This window comes from Afipia sp. GW823-FHT06G09, from assembly GCF_058794875.1.
Genome location: NZ_JBXAHF010000003.1, coordinates 709,792 through 723,827, shown reverse-complemented (window position 1 = coordinate 723,827; position 14,036 = coordinate 709,792). Strand labels below are relative to the sequence as shown.

Here is a 14,036-nt window from a genome sequence, read left to right as displayed (position 1 = left end):
TGAAATAACGGCGGGGGCCATGTCTCAGAACAAAGCGGCTCAGCAAAACTCATCCCGGCGCAAAATGGCCGCGCTGGATGAAGACGATCTCGCGGTGATTTCCGCCCACATCCAGGATGCGGCGGTGGTCGCGGGCGACATTCTCTGGCGGCAAAGCGAGAAGCGTCTGGTCGTCGCCATGCGGCGGATGGATTGCGAGGACATCCTCGCGGGCGATTGCGTTCCGCGCCGCCTGATCTCGGCGCTGCGCTTCGACCGCGTATTGTCGTGCCAGTCGCGCGAGATCGACATGACCGCCCCGGAACTCCCGCTGACCCTGCTCGGGCTGGAATTCCATCCCGGCAAGAAACCCGGCGGCCAGGTGCTGCTGCTGTTCGCCAGCGGCGGGGTGCTGCGGCTCGAGGTTGAGTGCCTCGAGTGCGAACTGGCCGATCTCGGTCCGGACAATCTGGACGCTGATCCGGCGGACCATGCCGCAGTCACCTAATCTGCCTGCGGACACAGACATTTAGCAACCAATCCGCGCGGTCCCCGCTCGCGGTTTCATTCCGGGAATGTTATGGGTTGACGGTGACGAGTGTGGCGGTTCGCAAGTCCGCAACATTTGTCAGCACGTCCATTTAGCGGACTTGCGAACCAAAGCCACACTAGAACTATAATTTCTAGTGTCCTTTTGAATCGGAAGTTCGCTATGGAGCGTGCTGCAAAATGAGGCGAACTTCGGATTCAGGACACTAGCATCGCGCCAATGACCACGCCTTCAATTGATCCCCTGCCGGACCCTGCAATGCCGATCCGTCTCACCAGTCACAGCGCAGATTTCACCGAGCGCTTCAACGCCTTTCTCGACATGAAGCGGGAGGTTTCCGCCGATATCGACGCGTCCGCGCGCGCCATCGTCGACGATGTGGCGAAGCATGGCGATGCGGCGCTGATCGCGGCGACGAAGAAGTTTGACCGGCTCGATGTGGCGGCAGGCGGATTGCGGATCACGCTTGCAGAACTCGAAGGTGCCGTGAAGGCTTGCGATACCGCGACGCTCGATGCCCTGAAGTTCGCGCGTGACCGCATCGAGGTTTTTCACAAGCGGCAGTTGCCGAAGGACGAGCGTTTCACGGACGCTGCGGGTGTTGAACTCGGCTGGCGCTGGAGCGCCATTGAGGCGGTCGGCCTGTATGTGCCGGGCGGCACCGCGGCCTATCCGTCGTCCGTGCTGATGAACGCGGTGCCGGCGAAGGTCGCCGGGGTGGGGCGCGTGGTGATGGTGGTGCCGTCTCCGGACGGCAAGCTCAATCCGCTGGTGCTGGCGGCAGCGCAGCTCGGCGGCGTGTCGGAAATCTACCGCGTCGGCGGCGCGCAGGCCGTTGCGGCGCTGGCCTATGGCACGGCGACTATCAAGCCTGTGGCGAAGATCGTCGGTCCCGGCAATGCTTACGTGGCTGCCGCCAAGCGTCTGGTGTTCGGCAAGGTCGGTATCGACATGATCGCCGGACCGTCCGAAGTGCTGGTGATCGCCGACCGCACCGCGAATCCCGACTGGATCGCGGCCGATCTTCTGGCGCAAGCCGAGCACGACGCCAACGCGCAGTCGATCCTGATCACCGATGACGAGACGCTGGCGAATGATGTCGCGCGTGCCGTCGAAGCACAGTTGACCACGCTGCCCCGTGCTGACATCGCGCGCGCGTCGTGGAACGATTTCGGTGCGATCATTCTGGTCAAGACTCTTGATGAGTCAGTCGCGCTCGCCGATGCCATTGCCGCCGAGCATCTGGAAATCATTACGGCCGATCCCGAGGCCTTGAGCGCGCGCATCCGCAACGCCGGCGCGATTTTTCTCGGCGGCCATACCCCGGAAGCAATCGGCGATTATGTCGGCGGCTCGAATCACGTCCTGCCGACGGCACGCTCGGCACGTTTTTCCTCGGGTCTCGGCGTGCTCGATTTCATGAAGCGGACCTCGATCCTCAAGTGCGGACCGGATCAGCTTCGTGCGCTGGGCCCGGCGGCGATGACTCTCGGCAAGGCCGAAGGGCTGGATGCCCATGCGCGCTCGGTCGGATTGCGGCTCAATCTCTCATGACAAAGCCGCCGCCAAACGAGGACCCGAACAACCGCGTTGTCGCGGTGACGCTCGATGAGGAATCGATCGGGCGCTCGGGGCCGGACATCGAGCACGAGCGCGCGATCGCGATCTACGATCTTGTCGAGCAGAACCTGTTCGCGCCGGAAGGCGGCCATACCGGACCGTTCACCCTGCACATCGGCATCACCGGCAATCGCCTGATGTTCGACATCAAGCGCGCGGACGGGACGCCCTGCGTGGTGCATCTGTTGTCGCTGACGCCGTTCCGCCGGATCGTGAAGGACTACTTCATGATCTGCGACAGCTACTATCAGGCGATCCGCACCGCGACGCCCGACAAGATCGAAGCCATCGACATGGGCCGTAAGGGTGTCCATGACGAAGGCTCGCGGACCTTGATGGAGCGCCTTGAAGGCAAGGTGCGTGTCGATTTCGAGACCTCGCGCCGGCTGTTCACGCTGATCTCGGTGCTGCACTGGAAGGGCGAGGGCAGCACATGATCCCGAAACGTGCTCTGTGCAAAATCAGCGGGCGAGCCTGACGCATGGCGCGTTCTCCGCAGGCTGTCTTGTTCATGTGCGGGCAGAACAGCGTTCGTTCTCCGACGGCGGCCTGTCTGCTGCGCCATCTCGTTCCGCGCGGGCTGTATGTGCAATCCGCCGGCGTCAGCAAGGCCGATCTCGATCCATTCGCGGTGGCGGTGATGAAGGAGATCGGTCTCGATATTTCCAATCACAAGCCGTGGACGGTCGCCGATCTGGAGGACTGGGAAGGCCTGAACTTCGATCTGATCGTCACGCTGTCGCCGGAGGCGCATCACAAGGCGCTTGAGTTGACCGCGACCTCGGCAACCGAAGTCGAATACTGGCCGACGCCTGATCCGGTGGGTGTCGAGGGCCGCCGCGAATTGCAGCTCGACGCCTACCGTCATGTCCGGGACAGCCTGCAGCGGCGTATTCGTGAACGGTTCGCGCCGGCGGCTATCAGGAACGAGTAGGAAAAATCGTTATAAATCGAGCCCGGACGCGCTGCCGCGCTGTTGTCGGGACCGCGCCCTTCGGATAGTTTCCGCGCCCATTGACCCCTGACCGAAATCGACAAGTCTCGCATGTTAGGCCGTCCCAAATTTGTCCTTGCCTCCGGTTCGCCGCGGCGACTCAGCCTGCTGAATCAGGCCGGTATCGAGCCTGACGCGTTGCGTCCCGCCGATGTCGACGAGACGCCCAAGCGCGGCGAGCTGCCGCGCGCCTGCGCCAACCGTCTGGCGCGCGCCAAGGCCGACGCGGCGCTCAAGTCCGTGCAGCTCGATGATGATCTCCGCGGGTCCTACATTCTCGCCGCCGACACCGTGGTCGCGGTCGGTCGCCGCATCCTGCCGAAGGCGGAACTGGTGGATGAGGCCTCGCAATGCCTGCGCCTGCTCTCGGGCCGCAATCATCGTGTCTACACCGCGATCTGCCTCGTGACGCCGAAGGAGACATTCCGTCAGCGGCTGGTGGAAACGCGTGTGCGGTTCAAGCGGCTGAGCGAGGACGATATCCAGGCCTATATCGGCTCCGGCGAATGGCGCGGCAAAGCCGGCGGCTATGCGGTGCAGGGCATCGCAGGTTCGTTCGTGGTGAAGATGGTCGGCTCTTACTCCAATGTGGTCGGGCTGCCGCTTTATGAAGCGACCACGCTGCTGGGCGGTGAAGGTTTCCCGGTCCGCTTCGGCTGGCTGAATGCCAGTTGATGGCGCGAAATCCGCGCCCCGCGCGAAGCCATGCCCCATCTGCGGCAAGCCGCCGGTCGAGGCCTCCAAGCCGTTCTGTTCGGAACGCTGCCGCGATGTCGACCTGAATCGCTGGCTGTCGGGGTCCTATGCCATCCCGGCGCGCGAGAGCGACGAGGACGACGATATGGACGAGCCGAAATAGGTCTTTCGGGCATTTTCCGGCCGCGCCGAAGTCCTTGAATTCGGTAGGATTTCGAGCCGCCGCCGGGCGGCGCGGCGGTCCTCGCAAAATTCGCACGGTGGCTGGACAGCGCCGCCGCGTCTCACTATAAACCGGCGCTCTCCCTCCAAGCTGTTTTGGCAGCGTTCGAGGCGGCGCCCAGGTAGCTCAGTTGGTAGAGCATGCGACTGAAAATCGCAGTGTCGGTGGTTCGATCCCGCCCCTGGGCACCATCGCTTTCCTAAGCGATTGTTTCCACAGAAGTAATGCAAAATCAGACGCTACGGCTACCGGCTTGATACAAGAGGCTGGTACGAATGCCGTTGGCAATGTCACGCCCCTGGAAACATCCTGATAGCGGCGTGTATTGGTTTCGCAGAGCTGTGCCTGCGGACCTCCGCGAGCCTGTTGGCAAGCGGAAAGAGAAAAAAGTCTGAAAACCAAAGACGCCGCGCTGGCGAAACAGCGCCACGCTCAATTGCTCTCCGAGGTCGGAGCTCGGTGGGCAAATCTGCGCCAAGGCCCTCGTTCATAAGCGAAGCTGCAGCGCATGCGATCGCCGCGGCTTGGCACGACCGTTGGATTCAGCTGCACCGGGATAATCCGAGCAAACCTGGCCGACCAGCTTAGGGGGGCGATGTGGATGGGATGGGCTGGGGAACGCAAACCTGTTCAGACGACGATCTATGAATGGACGCAGGTCACGCGCCAATTTACGGACTTTATTGGCCATGATGACGCATCAAGAATCTCGAGTGATGACACCGGAGATCTGGAGCCCGTTAGCTGTCGCTAACAGGGCAATCGACTACAGGCAGTTAGTCAAACCTGCCTGTAGTCTCTGATCTTAGATTTCACCTTCATTCGATTCGACGTGAAAGCCTTTCGATGTAATGAGCCAAGTGCCATCGATAAAATGCCACGTCAGATAGTCCACGAACACCATCGTATTGACCCTCACGCGAACCTTCGTGAAAGCCTGTGTTTGGGACGAAAAATCGATGAGCAATATCTCATCAGCGCGGGGTGAGTTCGCAGATTTAGGCGACTGGCGCTTATCCAGGATGTCCCGGTAGACCGGTGCAGGCCAAGCAACCATCTTTCCTTCACGGAATCCGTGCAGTTGGACGGTTGGCGCGAAAACCTGATTAAAGCGAGACGTGTCGCAGTCGTACATCAGATCAAAATACTTCTGAACAGCATCAAGCAGGTCGATGGCGTAAGCACGATCAATAAGCCCGTGCGCGGTTACAGCAGTAGACATGCACACTCCTTGTGGACGAAGAAACCCGACGTGGATTGTCTATGATCGTTATCATGCCATCCAAGGCCGGACTCATCAAAAGATTTGAAGTCTATCAATAGCGAAACCGGATCGAATGGTGACGTGTTCTTAAATTCGGATGGCCAGCTTGGCCTGGGTTATTCTGGGGTGCTTTTCCGTGATTCACTATCGGGCGAGTAGGTGGATGGGCGGGTAAGATACTGTAGACCTGTCTACAGGTAACAGTTTCTCCGCGAGAACATTGCAGATGCTCTGGCTTTGGCGTGCAAAGTACTGGTGATGCCATCATGGTAGCCGCCCGCGAAGCTGAGGTCTCAGCAGGCGCTCCATGCGTAGGCGTCCACTTGCATACTTCGCAAGTATCAGTTCAAGAATATGCGTTGTTTCTAGCGCAGCTAAGTAGGTACTCTGCAGGCAAACGTCACGGACAGGTTCGCCAATGCCATCTGGAGGGCAGGCGATTGCGTGCGAAGAGGCCATGTTGAAACTGTTTTATACCCCTCATACATCTGCGCTCGCGACGCACATCGTGCTAGAGGAAGTCGGAGCGACGTATGAGATCGCGCTCATTGATTTTGAGAAAAATGAGCAACGCAGTCCCGAATATCTGAAGATCAATCCAAGAGGCCGTGTCCCGTCGCTGGTCACTAATTCCGGTGTATTGACGGAGACGCCTGCTCTGCTGGTGTATCTTGCGCAACTGTTCCCGCAAAGTCGCCTTGCGCCGATTGATGATCCTTACCTTTTCGCAGAACTGCAGTCATTCAACAGCTTCATTTGCTCAAATCTCCATGTCGCTCATTCCCACAGGATGCGGGGCCATCGCTGGGCAGATGAACCGGCGGCGATCGAGGCGATGAAGCGCAAGGTGCCACAGACTGTGAAAGTTGCGTTCGAGCAGGTCGAGCGTCATCTGCTGCGAGGGCCTTGGGTGCTTGGTGAGCAATACACGGTTTCGGATGCGTATCTTTTCACCATGGCGCAATGGATGGAGGCCGACGGCGTTGATCCATCGAGCTTCCCGAAGGTGCTCGATCATCGCAATCGGATGTCTCTTCGTCCTGCGGTACGAAATGCTTTACGGCAGGAGTTGGGTGATCAGTGATGCAGTCTCTTCTAAGAGAAATCCCAATGCTCCTGACCTTCGACCCGCAGTTGGATATCTGCGTCGTTTTTCTCAGTATCGGTCGTTGCGACTATAGGTTTCGATGAAGGATATGATTCAGCCTATCGGCGAGCGTAACGACGGCTTACCGGAGAAGTCGCCCCTCGGCGTAATCGATGTGTGGGCGCAGATTATCACCGAGCGCATGGCAAGGAGGCCGTGGCTTGAGCCATTGATGCGGTGGACAGGAAGGGCACCCGGTCAGATATTCGAGACCAATATAGCCGAGACTCTAGCGGCGATGGACCAGGCAGGTATCGGCATCTCGCTTCTGTCCGCATGGCATGGACCCGAAGGTTCTCTAATCAGCAATGACGAAGTTGCAGCCCAATTAGAGGCCGCTCCATTGCGCTTCAGGGGGCTTGCAACTGTAAAGCTCGACACTCCAATGGAGGCTGTTAGGGAAATCCGCCGGTGGGTGGATGGTAAGCAGTTTGTTGGCGTGCGTGTTGTCCCTTGGCTTTGGGACTTGCCGCCCAACCACAGGCTTTATTATCCCGTCTATGCTGCTTGCATTGAGGCCAACGTACCGTTTTGTACTCAGATCGGTCATACGGGACCGTTGCGGCGCTCGGAGGTGGGGCGATTGATTCCCTATCTCGAAGACGTTCTGTTGGATTTTCCAGAGCTTACTGTTGTTGGCGGACACGTTGGCTATCCTTGGCTTGATGAGCTAACGACGCTTAGCATCAAGTTTCCGAACTTCTACGTCGACACATCCGCATATACATTGCGCCGTCTTCCGGCGTCCTTTGTTGAATGGATGAAGAGTGTCGGGCAGAAGCGCGTTATGTTCGGCACAAATTGGCCCATGCTGCACCCTAGCAACTGCCTGAAAGACATCGAGAGCTTGGGATTGTCCGAGGTGCAGAAGGCAGCGTTCTTATCTGATAACGCTCGTCGCGTGTTTCGGCTCGCATAACGGCGGTAGAGAATGCTTCCAGCCAGAAAGAGTGCACTTTTCGTCATTCGCGAGCGCCAACGTGATGTACCTTTCGGAATGTCGATGGTGAAAGGCCAAACTTGCGTTCGAATGCGAGGTTCAGATGGCTCGCAGAGCTCATGCCGGTTCGCCTGGCAATAACTTTCAGCGGCAGGTCTGTCGCTAGCAGGGTTCGCGCCTTTTCCAATCTCATTTGAAGAATGAACTGTGCGGGAGTTTGACCGATTGCGGCCACGAACTTTCGATAGAAAGATCGTTCTGAGAGCCCCGAGCGATTGGCCAGCGTTGTGATTCCGATGGGGTGAGAAATTCGAGATTCCATCCAGCTGATCAAGTCGGCAAATGGCTCCCCGGCGGAGATTTGCGCATTGAGCATCTCGCTAAACTGAGATTGATAACCCGGTCTTCGGGCATAGAGCACCATGAACTTTGCGACCTTGTCTGCAACTTGTCGGCTGGTGTCTTGCTCGACCATTGCCAAAGCCATGTCTATGCCGGTTGAAATTCCAGCGGATGTCCAGGCCTTGCCACTTACGATAAAAAGCGCATTTTTATCGACCGACAGACTTGGATAACGCATCCCAAGGTCAACGCAGTCGGCCCAATGCGTGGCCACGCGTAAACCATCCAATTTTCCAAGCTCGGCGAGTATGTAGGCGCCTGAGCACACCGAACCAAAGCGCAGTGCCGCTTCGAAACAGCGTTGCAGCCATGTTCGCGTCCTGGGCAGCGCTATGGCTTTGTGCATACTTGCCTGCCCTCCGCCTGCGACAAGCAAGGTCTTTACCCCTTTAGGTGCGAGAGAAGTCGGCGCTTCCGTTGCGATCGAGATACCGCAGGACGTTGCAACTAAGCCGCCGGACGGTGAGACCACTGAGACATTGTAGATCTGTTGGCCGGCAATGTTGTTGGCAATCCCGAATACAGAGGAGGGGCCGGCAATGTCGAGCAGTTGGCATCCGTCGAAAGCGAACAGCACGGTTTTCTGAATCTTGGGCATTGGCAGAAAATAGCATGAGATTGTCATCTCTGCCAACGTTGGGTCCGCTAATTTTTCGGAAAGCAGTCCAATAAGGTGATCAGCATGAAAGTTATGGTTTGTGAATTTCCGGATGAAGCGTTGCGAAAGAGGTCGGCATGGGAAAGCCTCGTCGCGCAAGCTGGGATTGATAGGCCTGACATCGTTGTTTTGCCGGAAATGCCGTTCTGCGAATGGATATTTGTCGGAGATCGGGTTGATGATGAGCTGTGGCGCAAGGCGCTTCGAGATCACGATCAGATGATCGATCAGTTCGGCGCACTTTCATGCAACACCGTGATGACCTCGAGGCCGATAGAGCGCGATGGCCATCGGTACAACGAGGCCTTTCTTTGGTCGAAGGCTTCAGGTTATCAGGCTGTTCGGCGCAAGTGGTATTTGCCAGATGTCCCGATAGCGCGCGAGACGCTGTGGTTTTCCCAGGGTGATCGAAAGTTCGCCCCTGTCACGAATGACACTTTGCGTGTTGGCTTCCAACTCTGCAGTGAGATCATGTTTCCAGAGCATGCGAGGGAAATCGGTATTGCTGGGGCTCATCTTATTTCTCATCCGCGGGCGGGAGGAGTAGGACGACGATGGCGTGCTGCTTGTGAGCTTTCTGCGGTGATTTCGGGGTGTTATCTCGCCTCTGCCAATCGCCGGTCGTATGACCGAGATCTGTTTTCCGGGGCTAGTTGGCTGTTCTCGCCCGAAGCGGCCTTGCTTGCTGAAACCTCTGTAGCTCGACCATTCGTCACGACAGAGATCGATCTCACCGTCGCGGAACGTGCCAAGGAGACATATCCGCGCGATATGCAGCGCGCTTACTTCGCGCCTTCATTGAACTGAGTGTTCGGAGTTCAAAATGGGTTTTAAGACTACGCTAACAGATCGATTGAATCTGAAGCATCCCGTCGTGGCGGCTCCCCTCGGCCGCGGATCGACTCCTGAATTCCTCGGAGCTCTCGCAAATGCGGGTGCTCTGGGGTTTGTCGCGCTGGGCCACATTCCTGAGGCTGAACTGCGTCAGACACTTTCCGGATACATCGCGTCTGCTGGCGGCGCCGATCGGTTTGGCATCAATTTTGTCTTGATTGCGGACCATATGCAGCGGCTTGAGACAGCCCTTGATGCTGGCTGCCGAGTTGTTTCGTTCTTGCGTGGCGATCCGGCACCGTATGTTCGGCGTGCAAAGGATGCGGGTGCCACAGTATTTTGGACTGTGTCGGGATCCGAAGAGGCCAAACGAGCCGCTGACTGCGGCGTGGACTTTATCGTGGCGCAAGGGCGAGAGGCCGGCGGTCATCTTACCGGCGAGGCGCCGCTTATGACCTTGTTGCCGACGATTGTTGATTCTGCGCGTGGTGTTCCAGTGGTGGCAGCTGGCGGCATAGCTGATGGACGAGGCCTTGCAGCCGCATTATCGCTCGGTGCATGTGGGGCATGGATGGGGACGCGTTTTGTTGCCTCGGCCGAGAGTGGGAGTCATCCTGGGCACAAACAAATGATCGTGGATTGCGGATTATCAGACCTGGTCGAGACAACGTTGTTCGATGGTGGATGGCCAAATTCACCTCATCGAGTAATTGCCAACTCGACCTACAAGAACTGGAAGGATGCGGGCTATCCATCAAATGGATCACGGCCGGGGGAAGGGGAAGCAATCGGGCAATTTTCGGAAGGTGTCCCAATGCTTCGTTACAATGTGGCGACGCCGTGGGCGACAATGGACGGCGATTGGGAAGCAGGACCGCTTTATGCTGGCTTGTCAGCGACGCTCATCCAGGCGGTTAAGCCTGTGGGAGAGTTGCTAGCTCAGATCGATGACGAAGCTGAAAATGCCTTGCGGAAAAATGTGAGCTACTTGCGCGTGTAACTGTAACTCGTCTTTGAGTGTTGCTCTTCTTAAGCGGTCCTGCCCTTTAGTGTATTTTGAGCATTAGCGTCGGACGCGACTTTATTCATCGGCACCTTGGAAAATTGACGGCGATAATCGCTGGGGCTGAGCCTGACGAGGCGACGGAAGTGATGACGAAGTGCATGTGAGCTTCCAAAGCCAACAGCCTCGGCGATTTTCTCCATGGGCTGATTTGTCTGAGCAAGTATTTCCTTTGCCGCTTCAAGTCTTTCGTTGATGAGCCATTGGCCTGGCCATTCGCCTGTGGCTTCCATGAAACGGCGTTCGAAAGTACGTTTGCTCATTCTCGCTTTGCTCGCCATCTCGCTGACGGACCATTGGTGATGAATGTGCTGTCTAATATATTCGAGTACCGGGGCTATACTGGCGCTTACCCGTAAAGCAACCGGGCGTTCCAGAAATTGCGCCTGACCGCCTCCGCGATGGGCAGGCATGACAATTCGGCGAGCAACAGAGTTGGCTGCCTGGGCACCGAAATCCTGCCGCACAATTTCTATCATCAAGTCTATGCCGGCCGCGCTGCCTGCCGACGTATAGATACCGTTGGCGCCACGATAGAGCGAGGTGTCATCGACTTCGATTGCCGGAAATCTTTCGCGCAAGGCGTCAGCGTAGCGCCAGTGGGTGGTGGCTATCGAACCGTCAAGAAATCCGGCCTCTGCCAGGACAAAAGCTCCGGAGCATATCGACGCTAATCTTGCGCCCTTTGATCTTGCACGTCTTAGAGCATCTGTCAGGCTTTGAGGGACAGGAATATCAGAGCCCTTCCAACCAGGGATGATAATAAGATCCGCTCGCTCAAGAAGATCGGCCCCGCCGTCTGGTAGAATGCTGAAGCCGCCATGTGCACGCAATGGTCCGGGTTCAATTGCGCAGCTTGCGAAGCGATACCAGCCTGAACCCATTTCCGGGCGCGGAAGACCGAAAATTTCCGCAGCGATTCCAAATTCGAACGTGCACAGTCCATCATAGAGTAGAGCGGCAACTAATGGACCTTGCATATTTGGCATGATGTTTACGTTGATTGTCATTTGCGCCAATGGCAAGTGAAACTGCGGCATAGCACTGTTGCAGGGAAAGGAGATTTCTCATGCCAAGTGCCGTTACTGCTGTAGCTCCGGCCGCAAGCGATCTTGCAAAGGAGCACTTTGCTGCTGAATTTGCATTCGAGACCGACTGTTGGGACGTTCACGACGCTCTGTCGAAGGGTGCGGACTTCGTTTTGCTCGATGTACGAAGTCCAGCTCTATTCGCGCAGGGGCATGTCGCTGGAGCTATTAATCTGCCGCATGGAAAGATCGTGGCATCGAGAATGGCACAATGGAGCGGTGAGACGATTTTTGTGACTTATTGCGCCGGGCCTCATTGCAACGGCGCGGCGCGTGGAGCCTTACGTTTGGCGGAGCTCGGCCGTCCCGTTAAGATCATGACCGGCGGGATCACCGGCTGGCTTGATGAGGGCTTTTCTCTCCAGTCCGATCAAAGTTGATGCCGATGGTCATCAGGCCAGCCGAGTCGTCCGATTGTGACGACTTGCTGGCCATGATCCGCGATCACGCTAACTACGAGAGAAACGAGGCAACTATTTCCAGACGGGGCCTATTATCTCTCGTGACCGGCGAAGGTGCCCGTGCGCATATCTTTGTCGCGTCCCGACAAGGAGAGCTTCTTGGATACTTCTCTCTGACGATCGACTACTCTCTCTGGCGAGACCATATCTGGGCGCATCTTGATTGTTTGTATGTGACAACCAACGAGCGAGGCAAAGGTGTCGGTGCAGGCCTATTGGCTGAGGCGATAGCCGTAGCTAGAAGGCTCGGTGCGGATCAACTTGAATGGCAGACACCGGAATGGAATGAACGAGGAGTTGCCTTTTACTTGCGCGAAGGCGCCCTTTCGCAAGTTAAGATGCGCTTCAACATCAACTTGTGAAATCTCTGCGCATTTTAATCGCTATTCTGGCTGCATTAGTAAAGCCAGAAACCTAGTCACGGATAGCAGTAAGACCGGATAATCTTTCCGATTGTCGTAACGGAATTTACGTTAACAACGCGGCTATCCCCAACGCGACTTTAGGCAATTGGTGATAGCAACGTCATGTCGGGCGAGTAACCGCTTGGAATTGGTTCAGCTCATGAGAATTCCATGAATCGACTCATTCCCCTAGCTCGCGATAGGTCCGCTTGCTGAATACTCAAATGAATTGTCCGAATCTGGTCCCTTGAGGCAGAGCAGCAAGGCGGATGAGGCGAGAATCCAGGGCTGCAGCTTTTCGGTGCGCCGCAGCTTCTCGATAAACGGGATCACGGAGAATTTCGTTAAAGGCTGCCAGGCTTGGGTACTCTGCAACAAAGCTTAGGTCCCAATTCTCCTCATCCGGGCCGATCAGCATGTTCTCGAAACGGCCTTCCCATACAATCTTTACGCCTAGTCGTGCGAGGACCGGCTCGCTGATACGTCCATAAGTTCGATAAGCCTCGACTCCGGTTGAGGCATGGCCGTCCGGATAGTTCGCATGTTCGCGTAGCCGAATGAGGTTAAGCAAGTGGACCTTGCCGTCGCGCTGGTTGTCTCGATGAGCGATGAAACGCTCTTTAGTCAGGTCAACATGTCCGGTCATTTCTTTTCCACGTATGTAAGTGCTGTAAATCCGCGTGATTCAAGGTTTCATTGCCCGTTGAAATGAGCAGGACGACGCTCAAGGAATGCATCGATGCCCTCTCGGATGTCGTGTGTGGGGACCATCTGCGCGAATTGATTTGCTTCTACTGCAAGCCCTTCATCGATCGACAGATTGATGCCGCGGGTGACGCTCGCAAGACTCGCTCTGACCGCAGCAGGCGGCTTCTCAATGATTCTTGCCGCAAGTTCGCGGGCGCGCATCATGAGCTGCGAGGCAGATACAACTTCATTGATCAGACCGATACGTGCGGCTTCCTGCGCTGAGATCGAGTCACCAGTCAGAATAAGCTGCAAGGCACGCTTACGCCCAATATGGCGCGGAAGGCGCTGTGTTCCACCGAACGGAGGAGGAAATCCCAAGTTGATCTCTGGTTTGGCGAAACGGGCTTCGTCACTTGAGATGGCTAGCGGACATGCCTCAACTACCTCGCATCCGCCGCCGAAGGCCAACCCGTTCACTGCAGCGATGATGGGCTTTGGGAAGTTTTCAACCCGCTTTGTGAACGCCTGGCCGCGTCCAACGAATTCGCGCATGGCAATGCTTACGCCGGCCGCGACACTCGACGAGAACCCAGCGATATCGGCACCTGCGCTGAATGCTTTACCAGATCCGGTAAGGATGACGACTCTGATCGAGTCGTCTCGCTCTATGGCATCCAGGTGCTGCTGGAAAGTGTCGATGAGAGCATAACTAAGTGCGTTCAGCTTCTCAGGGCGGTTGAGGGTGAGTGTCGCGATATTGCCTTCCACACTCATGAGCACGGGTTGGTCAACGGTCATAATAATCTCCTTGCTAGCAGGTCAGGAGAAAATTGCCGGTGTCGACTTAGTCAAACAAACTCATAATCCTCGCCAGCGCATGAAAATTCTTCATTTTGTGGCGAGGGCAGAGGGTCTGATGATCTTGACCGTCAGAATGCCTCAAGAAAATTGAAGTCCAGCTTTCGATTTTTCGGAGCAGTCAAAAGCCAATCGGTTACTTACACTGTCGATCTTGATCTAAGG

Annotated in this window: 18 protein-coding genes and 1 tRNA gene; 14 read left to right on the top strand and 5 right to left on the bottom strand. The window is 56.7% G+C overall.

Features of this window, described 5'->3' with window-relative positions; all coding sequences use genetic code 11:
- Positions 1–19: 19 nt before the first annotated feature.
- The 8 genes from AC1Q67_RS16015 (at position 20) to AC1Q67_RS15980 (ending at position 4,457) form a co-directional block, all read left to right on the top strand.
- Entirely contained in the window at positions 20–487 is a 468-nt protein-coding gene (locus AC1Q67_RS16015) for a DUF2948 family protein (protein WP_024577263.1), read from the top strand.
- Positions 488–787: 300 nt separating this feature from the next.
- A complete protein-coding gene (hisD, locus tag AC1Q67_RS16010; RefSeq protein WP_024577264.1) occupies positions 788–2,083 on the top strand; it encodes a histidinol dehydrogenase in 1,296 nt (431 codons plus the stop codon).
- Positions 2,080–2,586: a UPF0262 family protein gene (locus AC1Q67_RS16005; RefSeq protein WP_024577265.1), complete on the top strand. Its 507-nt coding sequence runs from the start codon at positions 2,080–2,082 to the stop codon at positions 2,584–2,586. Before hisD ends, AC1Q67_RS16005 begins: the two co-directional genes overlap by 4 nt.
- Positions 2,587–2,630: 44 nt before the next feature.
- A complete protein-coding gene (locus tag AC1Q67_RS16000) occupies positions 2,631–3,083 on the top strand; it encodes an arsenate-mycothiol transferase ArsC (RefSeq protein WP_024577266.1) in 453 nt (150 codons plus the stop codon).
- 111 nt (positions 3,084–3,194) lie between these two features.
- Positions 3,195–3,818 (top strand): Maf-like protein, encoded by a 624-nt coding sequence (locus AC1Q67_RS15995; protein WP_492236313.1) that lies wholly within the window; start codon positions 3,195–3,197, stop codon positions 3,816–3,818.
- Positions 3,808–4,002 (top strand): DNA gyrase inhibitor YacG, encoded by a 195-nt coding sequence (yacG, locus tag AC1Q67_RS15990; protein ID WP_425992630.1) that lies wholly within the window; start codon positions 3,808–3,810, stop codon positions 4,000–4,002. Before AC1Q67_RS15995 ends, yacG begins: the two co-directional genes overlap by 11 nt.
- A 175-nt stretch (positions 4,003–4,177) precedes the next feature.
- Positions 4,178–4,253, top strand: a tRNA-Phe gene (locus AC1Q67_RS15985).
- Between the two features lie 84 nt (positions 4,254–4,337).
- On the top strand, positions 4,338–4,457 hold the full coding sequence (locus tag AC1Q67_RS15980) for a DUF6538 domain-containing protein (protein ID WP_492236312.1): 120 nt from the start codon (positions 4,338–4,340) through the stop codon (positions 4,455–4,457).
- 410 nt (positions 4,458–4,867) lie between these two features.
- Here AC1Q67_RS15980 and AC1Q67_RS15975 read toward each other — a convergent pair whose 3' ends face one another.
- Positions 4,868–5,284, bottom strand: coding sequence for a nuclear transport factor 2 family protein (locus tag AC1Q67_RS15975; protein ID WP_492236310.1), 417 nt, complete (start codon positions 5,282–5,284; stop codon positions 4,868–4,870).
- Between the two features lie 499 nt (positions 5,285–5,783).
- Between AC1Q67_RS15975 and AC1Q67_RS15970 the strand changes: the two genes are divergently transcribed.
- Both AC1Q67_RS15970 and AC1Q67_RS15965 read left to right on the top strand, forming a co-directional pair.
- On the top strand, positions 5,784–6,410 hold the full coding sequence (locus AC1Q67_RS15970) for a glutathione S-transferase family protein (RefSeq protein ID WP_492236308.1): 627 nt from the start codon (positions 5,784–5,786) through the stop codon (positions 6,408–6,410).
- Between the two features lie 103 nt (positions 6,411–6,513).
- Positions 6,514–7,392 carry an amidohydrolase family protein gene (locus AC1Q67_RS15965; protein ID WP_492236307.1) on the top strand — a complete coding sequence of 293 codons (879 nt, stop codon included), beginning with the start codon at positions 6,514–6,516 and terminating at the stop codon, positions 7,390–7,392.
- Positions 7,393–7,435: 43 nt separating this feature from the next.
- Here the strand turns inward: AC1Q67_RS15965 and AC1Q67_RS15960 are convergent, their stop codons facing one another.
- The gene (locus tag AC1Q67_RS15960; RefSeq protein WP_492238159.1) at positions 7,436–8,440 is read right to left on the bottom strand and encodes a GlxA family transcriptional regulator; all 1,005 of its coding nucleotides are present in this window, start codon (positions 8,438–8,440) and stop codon (positions 7,436–7,438) included.
- Between the two features lie 57 nt (positions 8,441–8,497).
- Here AC1Q67_RS15960 and AC1Q67_RS15955 point away from each other — a divergent pair, with 57 nt between their 5' ends.
- Both AC1Q67_RS15955 and AC1Q67_RS15950 read left to right on the top strand, forming a co-directional pair.
- Entirely contained in the window at positions 8,498–9,280 is a 783-nt protein-coding gene (locus tag AC1Q67_RS15955; protein WP_492236304.1) for a carbon-nitrogen hydrolase family protein, read from the top strand.
- Between the two features lie 16 nt (positions 9,281–9,296).
- On the top strand, positions 9,297–10,307 hold the full coding sequence (locus AC1Q67_RS15950; protein WP_492236303.1) for an NAD(P)H-dependent flavin oxidoreductase: 1,011 nt from the start codon (positions 9,297–9,299) through the stop codon (positions 10,305–10,307).
- Positions 10,308–10,336: 29 nt separating this feature from the next.
- Here AC1Q67_RS15950 and ftrA read toward each other — a convergent pair whose 3' ends face one another.
- Positions 10,337–11,410 carry a transcriptional regulator FtrA gene (gene ftrA, locus AC1Q67_RS15945; RefSeq protein ID WP_492236301.1) on the bottom strand — a complete coding sequence of 358 codons (1,074 nt, stop codon included), beginning with the start codon at positions 11,408–11,410 and terminating at the stop codon, positions 10,337–10,339.
- Between the two features lie 29 nt (positions 11,411–11,439).
- Between ftrA and AC1Q67_RS15940 the strand changes: the two genes are divergently transcribed.
- Together AC1Q67_RS15940 and AC1Q67_RS15935 are read left to right on the top strand one after the other, a co-directional pair.
- Positions 11,440–11,838 carry a rhodanese-like domain-containing protein gene (locus tag AC1Q67_RS15940; protein ID WP_492236299.1) on the top strand — a complete coding sequence of 133 codons (399 nt, stop codon included), beginning with the start codon at positions 11,440–11,442 and terminating at the stop codon, positions 11,836–11,838.
- Positions 11,839–11,891: 53 nt separating this feature from the next.
- Positions 11,892–12,281, top strand: coding sequence for a GNAT family N-acetyltransferase (locus AC1Q67_RS15935; protein ID WP_492236298.1), 390 nt, complete (start codon positions 11,892–11,894; stop codon positions 12,279–12,281).
- A 262-nt stretch (positions 12,282–12,543) separates the two neighbouring features.
- Here the strand turns inward: AC1Q67_RS15935 and AC1Q67_RS15930 are convergent, their stop codons facing one another.
- Positions 12,544–12,969, bottom strand: coding sequence for a DUF1330 domain-containing protein (locus AC1Q67_RS15930; RefSeq protein WP_492236296.1), 426 nt, complete (start codon positions 12,967–12,969; stop codon positions 12,544–12,546).
- Positions 12,970–13,016: 47 nt separating this feature from the next.
- Positions 13,017–13,811 carry a crotonase/enoyl-CoA hydratase family protein gene (locus AC1Q67_RS15925; RefSeq protein WP_492236295.1) on the bottom strand — a complete coding sequence of 265 codons (795 nt, stop codon included), beginning with the start codon at positions 13,809–13,811 and terminating at the stop codon, positions 13,017–13,019.
- Positions 13,812–14,036 lie beyond the last annotated feature (225 nt).

What these genes read in the sequence shown, in the direction of transcription:
- AC1Q67_RS15955 (WP_492236304.1), top strand. Translation starts at nt 8,498, where the DNA reads ATGAAAGTTATGGTTTGTGAATTTCCGGATGAAGCGTTGCGAAAGAGG.
- AC1Q67_RS15930 (WP_492236296.1), bottom strand. Translation starts at nt 12,969, where the DNA reads ATGACCGGACATGTTGACCTGACTAAAGAGCGTTTCATCGCTCATCGA.
- AC1Q67_RS15950 (WP_492236303.1), top strand. Translation starts at nt 9,297, where the DNA reads ATGGGTTTTAAGACTACGCTAACAGATCGATTGAATCTGAAGCATCCC.
- AC1Q67_RS15995 (WP_492236313.1), top strand. Translation starts at nt 3,195, where the DNA reads ATGTTAGGCCGTCCCAAATTTGTCCTTGCCTCCGGTTCGCCGCGGCGA.
- AC1Q67_RS16000 (WP_024577266.1), top strand. Translation starts at nt 2,631, where the DNA reads ATGGCGCGTTCTCCGCAGGCTGTCTTGTTCATGTGCGGGCAGAACAGC.
- AC1Q67_RS16005 (WP_024577265.1), top strand. Translation starts at nt 2,080, where the DNA reads ATGACAAAGCCGCCGCCAAACGAGGACCCGAACAACCGCGTTGTCGCG.
- AC1Q67_RS15965 (WP_492236307.1), top strand. Translation starts at nt 6,514, where the DNA reads ATGAAGGATATGATTCAGCCTATCGGCGAGCGTAACGACGGCTTACCG.
- AC1Q67_RS15940 (WP_492236299.1), top strand. Translation starts at nt 11,440, where the DNA reads ATGCCAAGTGCCGTTACTGCTGTAGCTCCGGCCGCAAGCGATCTTGCA.
- AC1Q67_RS15970 (WP_492236308.1), top strand. Translation starts at nt 5,784, where the DNA reads ATGTTGAAACTGTTTTATACCCCTCATACATCTGCGCTCGCGACGCAC.
- AC1Q67_RS15935 (WP_492236298.1), top strand. Translation starts at nt 11,892, where the DNA reads ATGATCCGCGATCACGCTAACTACGAGAGAAACGAGGCAACTATTTCC.
- hisD (WP_024577264.1), top strand. Translation starts at nt 788, where the DNA reads ATGCCGATCCGTCTCACCAGTCACAGCGCAGATTTCACCGAGCGCTTC.
- AC1Q67_RS15960 (WP_492238159.1), bottom strand. Translation starts at nt 8,440, where the DNA reads ATGACAATCTCATGCTATTTTCTGCCAATGCCCAAGATTCAGAAAACC.
- AC1Q67_RS15975 (WP_492236310.1), bottom strand. Translation starts at nt 5,284, where the DNA reads ATGTCTACTGCTGTAACCGCGCACGGGCTTATTGATCGTGCTTACGCC.
- AC1Q67_RS16015 (WP_024577263.1), top strand. Translation starts at nt 20, where the DNA reads ATGTCTCAGAACAAAGCGGCTCAGCAAAACTCATCCCGGCGCAAAATG.
- yacG (WP_425992630.1), top strand. Translation starts at nt 3,808, where the DNA reads ATGCCAGTTGATGGCGCGAAATCCGCGCCCCGCGCGAAGCCATGCCCC.
- AC1Q67_RS15925 (WP_492236295.1), bottom strand. Translation starts at nt 13,811, where the DNA reads ATGACCGTTGACCAACCCGTGCTCATGAGTGTGGAAGGCAATATCGCG.
- AC1Q67_RS15980 (WP_492236312.1), top strand. Translation starts at nt 4,338, where the DNA reads ATGCCGTTGGCAATGTCACGCCCCTGGAAACATCCTGATAGCGGCGTG.
- ftrA (WP_492236301.1), bottom strand. Translation starts at nt 11,410, where the DNA reads ATGCCGCAGTTTCACTTGCCATTGGCGCAAATGACAATCAACGTAAAC.